This is a genomic window from Pseudanabaena sp. BC1403, from assembly GCF_002914585.1.
Classification (GTDB): domain Bacteria; phylum Cyanobacteriota; class Cyanobacteriia; order Pseudanabaenales; family Pseudanabaenaceae; genus Pseudanabaena.
On record NZ_PDDM01000001.1, the window covers coordinates 344,261 to 356,717 of the forward strand.

Consider the following 12,457-nt stretch of genomic DNA (forward strand, 5'->3'; position numbering starts at 1 on the left):
ACTATAGCAATACAAATTTTGCTTGGGACACAAAACCCAAATATGATGGCGCTTTGCGCCGCCATCATATTTGGGAATATAAAGAAGAAAGGAGTCGCAAAGTGACTCCTTTCTTCTTTATATTCCCAAAGTGTGTTTCAACGCTTTATCAATTTCAGTGGTTGGTAGCGAACCAATCACATTGTAAATAGATGAAATAGTGATAGTTGTGAGGTTATCGGTCATTACCACCGAGTCCGTAAGTAACCCTGATTGTTTGCCAGCGATCGTATTCAACATCACTAAGACTCGGCTGGGATGAATATTCCTAATCAAGTGGCTAGTGATCATCGCAACTATCACTTGTGGAAGTCCTGTTTGCAAATTATCAGCTTGGACAATTAGCGCAGGTCTTGTTTTTGCAGTAATAAGATCTGAGTTGGGAAACACTACAAGAGCAACGTCTCCTCGTTTAACGTTTTTTTGCAGCATCATAATTATCGTAGATACTCATTTCGGGGCTATCCCACTCTTCAGCAAAGGTAAATAGACTGGATCGTAATATCTGAGCATCTGCCTTATTAATAGCAAGGGATTCTAAATCAATCCCACCTGAATTTAGGAATGTGACGATGACTCTTGTACCATCGGGGATGCCTGTGGGTAGATCTCCGATCTTGATTTGTCCATTACGGTATAAACCTTCAAAACTTGTGAGCATAGCAAGCTATTCCATAGATTTGGAGCGACGTTACCTTTTAGAATACCAAAATCCAAGCCCAAAAACAGGGGTGCTGCTTAGTGCCGTCTCTCATTTAATTACGGCGCTAAAAACAATTAGTACGAACTACGGGTTGCATTATCATACTTTGCTGCTAGTATGTGTGCATCAAATTTGAAAACTAAAAAAGTGAGCTAGCAATAGCCGTGACAGTGCAGCTTCCCCCCCTTCCCGAAATTCATCACCCAAAGATTCAGGCGCTTTTCCAGAAGAGCGATCGCGAACTCGTGACGCTATTTCAAAGACATCCTGAAGAGGGTCAATTCTTTGCGGCGATTTTTTGTCGCTATGGACAAGTGCTATACACCTTAATTGTTACAGCAACAAGATCGCCAGTGCAATCAGACTACTTATTTGTGAAAACTTGGGAATATATCTACCATGAGATGCGAGTACTAGACTTGCGAGCGAATACGCCGAGATTATCCTTGCAAAGTTGGCTGATTAATATTGCGGCAATGATGATTAATCGTGCTGAAGTACCACCTGTTGAAGAGATCCAATATTCGCTTAAAGATACACCGCCAGTATTTTGGTGCTACCTTAATCAAGCGCTAAATCAAATGGCTGGCAACCTACGTCTGGTACTATTGTTGTCTCAAACTTTTCAGTGGAGCCATACGCGCATCGCTGCTTACTTACATGCTGAAGGCGAAAACATCTCTGCTAGTGATGTTAAACAGCTTCTAGTCAAGGCATATCAAGCCCTAGAAGATGCCCTTCCCAAAGATATCCGAGACATTTACCTAGCTCAAACCGCCGTTACTGCCTGAGGTAAAGATTATGCAAACATTGAGTCCAACCATCTCTCCAACCATCTCTCCAACCATCTCTCCAACTATTTCCAGAACATACAACCCAAGGGGTACTGACGCAGAGACTGATTTTTTGCCTGCGATCGCTCACTCTTCAGTCTTGCAAACAGCGTTGGCTGGTTTGGATGCGAGCCTCAATGACGAGCTAGATCGTTATCGCCATTGGCAGGCAAATGGTCAAACCATCTCATACCTAAATCCTTTTCGACCTCGTGCTGTCTCAACTCAGTCGATCTGGACATCACCAAGTTTATCCGACGCGCTCTCGCCGATCGCACCAATAACCGATCCAACTACAAGCGATCGGCGGACAATTCAAATGCCTGTAATGCCACCAATAGGGACAGGGTTACCAGCAAATCCATCGATTAATATTTCTACTGCCGAGTTAAATAACTTTAAAGGGCTAGAAACTCTCTATAGCCTTGAAAGCATGAATGGTAATGGCTTCGAGCAAGATTTACCCTATGCTCAAGACATGAATGGCTACGGTGAGCCAAGCGGCATGACTTCACCCACAATGGCAAGAGTATCTGAACCCGATGATGATGATATTTTGCAAAGCTTTGCCAATGATTATGCAGATGTCTCACAGGAATCTATTGAGCAAGAGGAAACATACCCGATTCCTAGTGCACCAAACGAAAAAGGTGCCTTACGCAGCTTAATGAATCCAGTGGGGATTATTTCACTATTACTGTTGCTTTGCTCTAGTGCCGCGATCGGCTATCTGATGGTCGATCCATCTGGGGTGATGAAAATGTTCAAACCTGAGTCACGCACAAAAACTACCCAAACTGATGTTAAAAGCTCAGACTTAGGTAGTGACATTAATTTACAAAACCAGCAGCAAAAAGCCAATGATTCAGGACTATCTTTTGTGCCATTTGCTAGTGATAAATCTACCTTATCAAATAATAAATCGTTAACTGATCCTACAGTATCGACCAAAAATCCATTAACTAAACCATCAACAAAGCCATCAGGCTTATTCGCTCCAAATAGCGCTTTTGTTCCTAGTCCTCCTTTGAGAACTGTGCCATCAACTACATTAACGCCAATTTCAGCGTCGCCTCTACCTCCCGCTTTAGCACCAGCACCTGTGGAGCGTAGCTATAGTTCACCTAGCAGAAATTACGATTCGGCTCCTGTGCCATCGTATAATCCACCTGCTCCCCGCCCTAAAACTAGCAAAGCCAATAGTTCTCCAAGTACAGCTAGATCGACTTCCACAACCACAAGTCGTAATGACACCAACCCTGCGCCAACGACTGTTTATGTTACTCCGCGTAGCAATACGGCTGTGAAGTATGCTGCACCTTTGTCATCGGCTCCTGCTGCGGCTCCCGCACCAAGTAGCAGCTATCGGGTAGTTGTTGAGAATAGCTATGCAGCAAGCGCTCAGCAAGTTGACCGAGATGCTTATGTGCGCCCTAGTGACGGACAAGTACAAGTTGGCTCTTATCGAGATGCTAATGCGGCTCAACAACGTATTGAGCAATTGCGCAGTCAGGGCATTCCTGCCAGAATTGAATAAAAATTGATAGCATTGTGTATTGTGAAGCTTTACACAATGCTATCAATGAGATGTTATTCGCGAGACGCAAAAATATATGAACTTTTTTTTCGATGCGATCGCCTGCGGTTTGTTGGCAGCCTTGACATGGATGGGACTGGTATGGATGTCGCCTAATCGCCCAATTGAATCTGGGAAAGCATGGGTACAGGGGGTGGGGTTAGTTGCGATCGCAAATATTTTTGTTTGGATTGCATTGGTAGGTTTGAATCTACGATTGATTCCTCTATGGGTAATTTGCTTTTTGATGATTAATGCTGCGATCGCGCGTTTAATATTTCCGCTCTGCGAAGGGATTAAAATTCCCAACATTTGGGCTTTAGTGATTCATCCTGTGGCGATCTCTTTAATGAGTATTTTACTAGGCGGAGCCGTAGGATTTTTATAATTACAGCGTGCTGCGCTCAAATCCGAAGCGTATTTTTTTGTTCGTTTGCTGGAAATTGATTTAAACCGCAAATAGTGTGAGGTGGCTCTTCGCTCTACCTCGCACTATTTGCGGTTTAAAGGGGATTGCATAGTGCTTCGTTTTTTATTTGATGGAAAAATTTAGGAATATTAGCATAATGCCAAAGGCTAGCATCCCAACGGCAAAAACTGACAAAGCGCTGGTAAATTGTTCTGAGAACTGCATGACTTCTGCGGCAATGACTTCTGGAGTTTTGTAGCGATCAGCCCACCAAAAATAACTTAGGGTAAATGCTGCTCCTAAAAACAGGATGACAAATAGAGTGAAACCAATCAAAGGGGTATATACCATATACTTTCCAACTCCTCTCTGTGATTTAAAGTTTAGAAATAGGCAAGCTATTTTTAAACTGGTATTAGTCTAGTCAAGACTTAAGTTGAGTTGGTAGCGATCGCTACTAGCTCAATTGCTTACTATTATCAACCTTTAGTCTATCTTTTGTATTGAGCCATGTTTGGATAATTGTTACGTTCAATTACAATTCAGCTCGATCAAATATAGCAATGCAAGTTTTATCCCAAAACACAAAGTGGCGCAGCCATTTTGTGTTTTTAAAACCCTTATAGGGTTTGGTTTTTAATTCACAGAAGTGTTGTCACACTTTTGTGAATTGGTATTACTTAGGACAAATCAAAACCCAGAGAAAGAAAGGCGGCGCTTCGCGCCGCCTTTCTTTCTCTGGGTTTTGATTTGTCCAAGCAATATATTGTGATCATTATAGAAGTAGCGAATTTAAAAAGCCTTTTGTACCCTTTTAACGAGGTTACTTGAGGTTTGATTATCTGGTCCAGCTACAGCAAAGAAAACAACTCCTCGTTTCGCTTCACAGCGTATTGATACACTGTAGTTGCCATTGACTCCGAATGCTCCATTAGCAAGGGGCTCAAAGTTGCGATCAAAGCCAGAGTCTTTGGCAGCTATTTCTGCTCTTCTGATACAAGCATCTTGGCTAATAGAAACATATTTTACGTGATTAAAAATGATCGGATATTGTGCCATTGCCATTGCAGGAAAGGCAAAAATACTCAGGATTGGTAACACTTTTAGATAGTTCATGATGCCTTTTAAAGTTGATGTTTACTTCAGATCTCATTAAAACCTGTATTGCAAAAAACTGATTTTACATTCAAATTTTATTAACCAGCAATAATATTTCTAAAAAGTGTGATATGAGATCGCGATCCATTCGTCAATTTGAGCGCGATCGCATACTGTAAAACCTGCCTCAATCATTGCCGAAGTTACATCTTCTTCGCGATCGCTGGTATAACCTGCGGTGATTAAGATTCCTGAATGTGTAGAAGTATTGCGTAAAGCTTTGTAAAATTCAGCGGCGAGAGAAATATGCACTCGCGCAAAAATATTTGCCGCGATGAGATCGAACTGTCCATTAGCCTTGATTTCAGTGACTGACTCAATGCTATCACCACCCATCCAATGCCCTAATTGGCTAGCACTACCAAGACTTGCTTTTGTGACAGTGACCTGTGATGAGACTTGGTTCCGTTCCACTGCGTCTTGAGTGGCGGATACGGCAATGTGATCGTTATCGATCGCTAAGACATTTGCACCAAGTTTTGCTAGAGCCACGCTTAAGATCCCTGAGCCTGAGCCAAGATCGAGGGCATAAAATGATGGCTGAGTGTACCGTTCTATTAGTTGTAAACTAAGGATGGTAGCGGGATGGAGACCACTGCCAAAGGCAAGACTATTTTGGAGACGGAGAACAATCTCTTGGGAATTGCTAGGTTGATAATCAGAGTTAGCAGATAGAATTACAAAGCGATCGCCTATATGTCGAATCAAAGCATTTTCGAGATTCTGTTCTATTTTAGTTGGCTTCTGATCAAGTACAAAGGTTTGTAATTCGCTAGTCATGCCTGTGCGATGGAGTGGCTTGAGGATAGCTGCGATCGCATCTATGCGCTGATAGATTTGGGTGTCTTCAGGCAGATACATTTGGATCGTGAATGTCCATTTAGCTGGAGAATCTCTATATTCGCTAATATGGATATCTTCGGCGGCGATCTCATTGGCAAGTAATGTACAAACCCAATCCACGGCTTCATTGGTGGTATCGAGGCTCAATTCTATCCATGACATAATTAATGTGCTCTCAAAAAATATAGGAAATTCAGCGCTAAGCGCTGAATTTCCTATTTAGGCTGGTGACAGGTAATGCAATGGAATGCACCGCCGCCAAGGAGAATATGTTTGGCTGACAGACCGATTGCTTTGCGATCGGGGAAATACTTGGCGATTTCCTGAACTGCTAGCTCATCATTAGCAGAACCATAGACAGGAATAATTACGCTGTCATTGGAGATATAGAAATTGAGATAACTTGCGGGCATGATTTCGCCTTCTTCATCAAGAACAAGATTGGGAGAAGGGATTTTCACTACATCCAATTTCCGTCCCTTGGCATCAGTCATGGCTTCTAATTGTGCAGCGATATGATTGAGTACTTGATAATTGGGATCGTCCTCTGAGGTTGGTTGCATACACATGACCGTATGCGGTGCGATGAAACGTGCGATCGTGTCTATATGTCCGTCGGTATGGTCATTGAGTAGTCCTTCATCGATCCAAAGAATCTTTTCGACTCCTAAGGCATTTTTTAATCCAGACTCGATCGCATCTTGATTCATATGTGGATTGCGATTGGGATTGAGTAAACATTGCTTAGTGGTGAGGCAGGTTCCTTCGCCATCAACTTCGATCGCACCACCTTCGAGTACCCATTCAAATTCAAACGCAGGAATATCTAGCGTTTGGAGAATATTCTCGGCTACGCGATCGTCATGTTCGAGCAGATATTTGCCACCCCAACCGTTCCATTGAAAACACAAAGCTCCTAATTTCCCATCTGCATTTTTGATATAGATGGGGGTGATATCGCGCATCCAGATGTCTCCAAAGGGAATCTGATGGAATCGCACAGGTAAATCGCCGAGAAGTTCCTTTGCTAAAGTGGCAGTTTCTGCTAACACTAGTATTTCTAGCTTTTCGGATGTGGCGATCGCTTTGGCAAGGGCGACAAATTCCGCTTGGACGATATCGAGATATTCTAACCACAGGTCACGATGGCTGGGGAAGGCTAGCCAACAGGCTTGGTGGGGTTGCCATTCGGCTGGCTGTGTATAGCCCAAGTTTTTTGGGTGATCCATGACGATTGTGGTGTTGTTAATAATCCATCGAAAATCCTACCTTTATTTTGGGCGATCGCGCTATCGACAATGCTACTTGTCCTAGAAAACTTAGAAAACAGGACATAAAAGCATTATTCTAAAAATAGTGGGTGTGATTGGTTGTTTTCGTTTTTGTTTTTAGCCTTGCAGATATCTACATAGTTCGGGTTCGTAACCTAAGAAATAACAATGAGTAAAGTTAATACAGAGATTCGTTTGCTTCTAAATTTGTGGGGCTTAGGAAATGGGCAAGGGCTAGTCAAGAAAAGTGAGCTTTTGCGCCCCTATAAAGGTAAGGAAAAGAAAGCTGTTTATGAAGTTAGTTTGAATGATCTTGCTGATCGTGGTGCGATCGCATTGACGATGGATAAAAAAGTGCCGAAGCTGTCGTTGACGGATGCGGGTTCGCAACAGTTGGCAAATGGTTTGCTGTCGCCAGATTTTGGGTTTGAGGGACAGTTGGTGGGTAGTCGGTTGGCGAATGCGGCTTTGAGATGGTTTAGGCAATATCAAGGTGTTGCTGTAAATGCTGAAGCGATCGCGCCTAAGATCTCGACCTACGATGAGTTTAAGGTTGTGGCGATCGAAACCTATAAACAACTCAACCGAGATTATAACCTCAGTAATCTTGTGCCAATTTATCAAATCAGAAGAGCGATCGGCGATCGCGTAACTCGCACGCAATTCAATGACTGGATGCTAGAAATGCAGTCAAAAGATATTTTGCAGCTTATTACAGGTTTGGTTACAGATCTTACTCCAGACAAAGAACGTGACTCAATTACAACCGAATTGGGCGGATTGCGCTACTATGCCAAGCTTCTATAGAGAAACATTAGATCTGAGGTAATTAAATTAAAAAATAATAAAAAGAGGTTTGTAATGTCTACACCGTCATCATTTGATGAACTTTACGAAGTAATCAATAAGAATAATCCCTTTGATGTGCCGCCAATTGTCACTGGGCAAGATATTTGGAATGGGAGTTTTCCTGATTTAACGACTTTAAATGCTCATGCCTCAGATGCCGTTTTTGAAGTGATTGAGCAAGTCCGATCAGGTAAACCCAAAGTCACTTCTCTTGCATTCAGTGCAGAAATCGGTGTGGGAAAAAGCCATTTGGTTAGGCGAATTCGTCAACGTTTGCAAGCAGATAAAAGCGCTTTTTTTGTTTACGCAAACAAGTATGGTGATTTGAACTTGATTCACTATCAATTTCGACAGATTTTAGCAGACAGCTTAAAACAGTCAAATGGACAGGGAATAACCCAGTGGCAAGAGCTAGCTGCGGCAATGGTTAACCAAGTCGTTTCCAGTAAAAAACCTGCATTAGAGCTAGTTGAAAAATTCCCCCTAGCCTTGGCAAAAAACCACGATCTGATTGACAGACTGACAAATGCCATTCTTAAAGCCAAACCTAAAGTTGGAGATCCTGACATTGTTAGAGCTATTCTATGGACATTAGGCGATTCTGCTCATGCGCCTTTTGCAATTAGATGGCTTGCTGGCAAAGAGTTAGCGGATGCTAAAGCAAAGGAGCTAGGGCTTCCAAATTCGACTAGGGAGATAAAATTATTAGAGGCAGATGCACTCAGTGCGTCGCTGGAGATTATCAGTATAGCCTCTGATTACAACCCTATCTTAATATGTTTCGATGAGCTAGAAGGACTAGAAGTTAACGAGGCTGGTTACTTCAAGTCTCAAGTTGTTGCTGGACTTGTCAAAGATTTATTTGATGCAATTGAGCAGTCTGATGTCACCAAAGGCGTTGCTATCTTATCTGTTATCCCTCCTGCTATTTGGGAGCAACTTCTAAAGGGGATAGGTTTAGGAATAGCAGATAGACTTTCTTCAAAACATCCCGAACCTCTTGACCTAAAGTATGCAGACGGGGAAGCTGTTGTCAGCATTGTGGATCTTTGGCTTCAAGATTTTTATCAATCTCACAACCTTGTACCACCAAACCCTGTGTTTCCTTTTGAGGAAGAGAAACTGAGGTCTTTGGGAAGCGAAAAGCCGACTATCAGAGCATTGTTGAAATGGTGTCGTGATAACTTTAGAGTCTCCCCACAACCTGTTAACCAGAAAGACTTGATTCAAAAAGCCTATGAAAGAGAATTATCTCAAGATGGTGAAGATTTCTTGGATGACAGTGAACTTATCGCCAGAGCGATCTATCTTGGATTGACGACCCTCAGAGGACAAACAATTGAGAATGTTCTGATTCAAGATGTCACAAATCAAATTAAGCCTGTCAAAGAAAATAATAGATCGATTCAATTTAAGATTATTGCAACGGAGAATGGTAAAGAAGAGGTGATCGGTGTTGCTGTAATTCAGCATACTCATGGGCTGACTGTCGGCTCAAGGATGAATAAGCTGACAATGTATGACACATTTAAGCTTACTCGTGGCTGCATGATTCGCTCACAAGATCGTAAGATCAAAAAATATTGGGAAGCACACAATTTGCGAATTAAACTTGATCAGATGGGTGGTGAATTTATCCATCTAGAAGCTGAACAAGTAAAGCCGCTTATTGCGATTCTTGCTGTGTATGACAAGCGCGAAGGTTACGGTGTCAGCGAAGATGCTATCTCAACCTTTATTGCTGATTCACAAATTGCTTTCAATAATCTCCTGATTAGAGACATCTTAAGCAATCCTGCAAATGTAATTCCTGATGATGACAGTGAGGCTGAACCAGTAATTGAGAATGAAAGTGATGAAGTAAAACCAACCTTTATTGATATTACTGATGAAGTTAATATTGATATCGATAGCTTTCTTGAATAAACACTACAACTTTGTTAGATAAGTTTTTATGATTTCCATCGCCAACGGTTTACGCATTTCGGCAACAAATTTAGATGCTTTAAAAAGCGGGAAAATCGTTGGCGCTTTTTCTAAAACTTTTCTTGCTCTCGACAAATGCTTTGCGCTCTATCCCGACATACAAGTCCCAGACTCAGAGACAATAAATGTCGAATTTTGGGCAGAATGTAAAAACTGTGAATCGATTAATAATACTTTCCCTTTATCAAATCTTTCAAAGTTCACAGCATTGTCTTTAGAGGAATTAGAAAGAATCTTTCAACAACGCGCAAATATATTTCTATTATCTTTGCGCGTCTATCAACTACCTAATCCCATTCAAGTTCAACCGCAAGCAACAGGTAATTTTGTTCCTTTATCGGAAGCAGTTACAATTATTAATTGGATACCTATTCTTAATGATGAGCAGTTTCAAGAGGCTCAAAAACAATTTCAAAGTATAGATTTATCAGTTATTCCCAACGAAATTTCGACTGCTTCAATCATGGCTGAAGAATTTCTAGAAATAAATCCTAGCTTTCTAGACGGATTTATTGAAGCAGATCCAAATACTACAGTTACTGTAGATTTAGTTGATGAAAATTCAAGTACTCAAATAGCATATATTGAACAGCCAAATGAGTCTGAATCAGATTGGATAAAAACAATTTCAACTCTAGGCGATCGGAGTATTAAAGAAGATGAAGGCAAAAGCAATTATCAAGCAGGTACAGATTTTGAAAATATAGTACGAAAAGCATTAGAGTTTTTGGGTTTTAAAGCGGATTATACTCATAAAGGTGGGGCAGGCGGACTAGACTTGTTATGTCTAGAACCATATGCTCTATTTGGAGAATGCAAAGCAGGAAAGAAAATCCCCAATGATACAGCTGTACAACTTCTTAACTTAGGAACTTTAAGAAGAAGAGATCTATTCCCAAAAGCTGTCAAATTAATAATCGGTGCTGGCAACCCAACTACTCAACTTGAAGATGCAGCAAAAGCTCATGGAATGGCTATTATTAATGCTGTGACATTACAAAAATTAGTCGAGCTAAAATCTAACCATTCAGGTTCAATTGATTTAATCGAGCTTAGAAAATATTTTGTTGGCGGTCAGAGTAACCAAGAAATTGACAAATATATTGAAAAAGTAACCAACGAAATGAAATTGCGATCGCATATCGTTAATTTAGTTAAAAGGTGCTTGGAGACATTTAACTCTTCCAATGTCGATTTAAATGCACTTGAGGGAGCCTATCATTTTTCTAATCCCCCTCAAAACTTGTCTAAAGAAGAATTAAAAGAAATGCTGATTGAGCTTTCTTCGCCGTTGGTGGGATATTTGGGAAGAGTTGAAGAAGATGGTAAAAAGTGCGATCGCTTTTACTACTTACGAGACTTACCGATAGAATAAGAAGACTAAAACGAAGAGAAACAACATGGAAAAAGTAATCATCAAAACTAACATCAAACAACAAGTCAGTGATTTTCAATACTGGCAACAACAAACACCCCAAAAACGCCTAGAAACTCTCGAACAAATTCGCCAAGAATATCATCAATACAAATACAATGCTCAACCAAGACTTCAAAGAATTTATACAATTATTAAACGACAACCAAGTTAACTACTTAGTCATTGGCGGCTATGCAGTCGCCATACATGGACATCCACGATACACCAAAGACATCGATATTTGGATAGAAATCAGCGAAGAAAACTCACAAAGAGTAATTACAGCATTAACAGAATTTGGCTTCGGTAGCTTAGGACTAACTGCCCAAGACTTTCAAGAACCGCATCAAATCATTCAACTTGGTTATCCACCAAATCGCATTGACTTAATCACCAGTCCAGATGGCATTGACTTCCAGACCTGTTATGAATCGAAAATAGAAGTAATGCTTGACGATATAGCCGTTAAATTCATCGATCTTGATAATCTTAAAAGGAACAAACTAGCATCTGGCAGACTGCAAGACTTGGCAGATTTAGAAAATCTCTGCTAATTAGCAATGAATAGGCGCTCGCCATTGACGTTTTCTCATTAGCCTAAGATATTTGGGAAGAGAGAAGAGAAGGGTGATGGAGAAAAAGGAGATCGCTTTTACTACTTGCGAGACTTACCGATCTAAGCCAACTTCACAGTAAGGAGAACAAACAATGAATAATAATCAAGAGCAACTTATCGAAAAGCGCGTAACCTACTCATTAGAACTAAAGGGCAAATTCATCCTGATCGAGAACGTTCCTGCGCGTGTCAACGAAGAAACAGGAGAACAATTTTTTGCGCCATCAACTGTGATGTTGCTACAACAAATTATTTTGGACGGTCAAGAACCAAAGCGTATAATTCAGACACCCGTTTATAGCTATGCTGCCTAATCTAGAGTTTGATTTTTCACCATTGGTGAGATATTTAGGAAGAGTTAAGGGTGATGGGATAAAAGGCGATCGCTTTTACTAAATGCGAGACTTACCGATAGAAAAGGAGATATAACATGACACTCAAAGAACTACAACCACAACTACTATCCCTAACCCCCGACGAAAAATCTCAAGCAATCCAAATCTTAGTCCAAAGCCTCAGTAACACATGGCAAGGCATCGAAAAAAATCCCAGAGTCATGGGTGGTGACGCTTGCATTCGTCAAACCCGCATACCCGTATGGCTGCTAGTAAGCCTCCAACACCAAGGCGCAAGCGAAGCCTACATTCTCGAAGACTATCCCACCCTCTCCGCAACAGACCTAGTAAACGCATGGCGCTACGCCGAAACCCATCCTGATGAGATAGAAGCAGCCATTCATAGGCAAGAGGCAGCTTAA

Annotated in this window: 16 protein-coding genes; 10 read left to right on the forward strand and 6 right to left on the reverse strand. The window is 41.3% G+C overall.

Features of this window, described 5'->3' with window-relative positions; genetic code table 11:
* Positions 1 to 117: 117 nt before the first annotated feature.
* Together CQ839_RS01570 and CQ839_RS01575 are read right to left on the reverse strand one after the other, a co-directional pair.
* Positions 118 to 471: a type II toxin-antitoxin system PemK/MazF family toxin gene (locus CQ839_RS01570; protein WP_103666514.1), complete on the reverse strand. Its 354-nt coding sequence runs from the start codon at positions 469 to 471 to the stop codon at positions 118 to 120.
* Positions 452 to 700: a hypothetical protein gene (locus CQ839_RS01575; RefSeq protein WP_103666515.1), complete on the reverse strand. Its 249-nt coding sequence runs from the start codon at positions 698 to 700 to the stop codon at positions 452 to 454. The genes CQ839_RS01570 and CQ839_RS01575 overlap by 20 nt, the downstream gene beginning before the upstream one ends.
* Positions 701 to 912: 212 nt before the next feature.
* Between CQ839_RS01575 and CQ839_RS01580 the strand changes: the two genes are divergently transcribed.
* From CQ839_RS01580 to CQ839_RS01590, 3 genes are all read left to right on the forward strand, one after another.
* Complete coding sequence (locus tag CQ839_RS01580) at positions 913 to 1,533, forward strand: RNA polymerase subunit sigma-70 (protein WP_103666697.1); 621 nt, start codon at positions 913 to 915, stop codon at positions 1,531 to 1,533.
* Between the two features lie 10 nt (positions 1,534 to 1,543).
* Positions 1,544 to 3,112, forward strand: a complete 1,569-nt coding sequence (locus CQ839_RS01585) for an SPOR domain-containing protein (RefSeq protein ID WP_103666516.1) — start codon at positions 1,544 to 1,546, stop codon at positions 3,110 to 3,112.
* A 76-nt stretch (positions 3,113 to 3,188) separates the two neighbouring features.
* Complete coding sequence (locus CQ839_RS01590) at positions 3,189 to 3,539, forward strand: hypothetical protein (RefSeq protein ID WP_103666517.1); 351 nt, start codon at positions 3,189 to 3,191, stop codon at positions 3,537 to 3,539.
* Between the two features lie 144 nt (positions 3,540 to 3,683).
* Here the strand turns inward: CQ839_RS01590 and CQ839_RS01595 are convergent, their stop codons facing one another.
* The 4 genes from CQ839_RS01595 to CQ839_RS01610 form a co-directional block, all read right to left on the reverse strand.
* A complete protein-coding gene (locus CQ839_RS01595; protein WP_103666518.1) occupies positions 3,684 to 3,911 on the reverse strand; it encodes a hypothetical protein in 228 nt (75 codons plus the stop codon).
* A 441-nt stretch (positions 3,912 to 4,352) separates the two neighbouring features.
* Complete coding sequence (locus CQ839_RS01600) at positions 4,353 to 4,676, reverse strand: hypothetical protein (protein WP_103666519.1); 324 nt, start codon at positions 4,674 to 4,676, stop codon at positions 4,353 to 4,355.
* 99 nt (positions 4,677 to 4,775) lie between these two features.
* Positions 4,776 to 5,723: a 50S ribosomal protein L11 methyltransferase gene (locus CQ839_RS01605; RefSeq protein ID WP_103666520.1), complete on the reverse strand. Its 948-nt coding sequence runs from the start codon at positions 5,721 to 5,723 to the stop codon at positions 4,776 to 4,778.
* A 53-nt stretch (positions 5,724 to 5,776) separates the two neighbouring features.
* Entirely contained in the window at positions 5,777 to 6,790 is a 1,014-nt protein-coding gene (locus CQ839_RS01610) for an agmatine deiminase family protein (RefSeq protein WP_103666521.1), read from the reverse strand.
* A gap of 210 nt (positions 6,791 to 7,000) precedes the next feature.
* On the opposite strand from CQ839_RS01610, the gene CQ839_RS01615 reads away from it, so the two are divergent.
* The 7 genes from CQ839_RS01615 to CQ839_RS01645 all read left to right on the forward strand — a co-directional run bounded on the left by CQ839_RS01615 (position 7,001) and on the right by CQ839_RS01645 (position 12,457).
* Positions 7,001 to 7,639: a hypothetical protein gene (locus tag CQ839_RS01615; protein WP_103666522.1), complete on the forward strand. Its 639-nt coding sequence runs from the start codon at positions 7,001 to 7,003 to the stop codon at positions 7,637 to 7,639.
* A gap of 54 nt (positions 7,640 to 7,693) precedes the next feature.
* On the forward strand, positions 7,694 to 9,607 hold the full coding sequence (locus CQ839_RS01620) for an AAA family ATPase (RefSeq protein ID WP_103666523.1): 1,914 nt from the start codon (positions 7,694 to 7,696) through the stop codon (positions 9,605 to 9,607).
* A gap of 28 nt (positions 9,608 to 9,635) precedes the next feature.
* Positions 9,636 to 11,042: a DUF1802 family protein gene (locus CQ839_RS01625; RefSeq protein ID WP_103666524.1), complete on the forward strand. Its 1,407-nt coding sequence runs from the start codon at positions 9,636 to 9,638 to the stop codon at positions 11,040 to 11,042.
* 25 nt (positions 11,043 to 11,067) lie between these two features.
* Complete coding sequence (locus CQ839_RS01630) at positions 11,068 to 11,256, forward strand: hypothetical protein (RefSeq protein ID WP_103666525.1); 189 nt, start codon at positions 11,068 to 11,070, stop codon at positions 11,254 to 11,256.
* A complete protein-coding gene (locus CQ839_RS01635) occupies positions 11,201 to 11,638 on the forward strand; it encodes a DUF6036 family nucleotidyltransferase (protein ID WP_103666526.1) in 438 nt (145 codons plus the stop codon). The genes CQ839_RS01630 and CQ839_RS01635 overlap by 56 nt, the downstream gene beginning before the upstream one ends.
* Before the next feature lie 154 nt (positions 11,639 to 11,792).
* Complete coding sequence (locus CQ839_RS01640) at positions 11,793 to 12,014, forward strand: YgiT-type zinc finger protein (RefSeq protein ID WP_103666527.1); 222 nt, start codon at positions 11,793 to 11,795, stop codon at positions 12,012 to 12,014.
* 116 nt (positions 12,015 to 12,130) lie between these two features.
* Positions 12,131 to 12,457, forward strand: a complete 327-nt coding sequence (locus CQ839_RS01645; protein WP_103666528.1) for a DUF433 domain-containing protein — start codon at positions 12,131 to 12,133, stop codon at positions 12,455 to 12,457.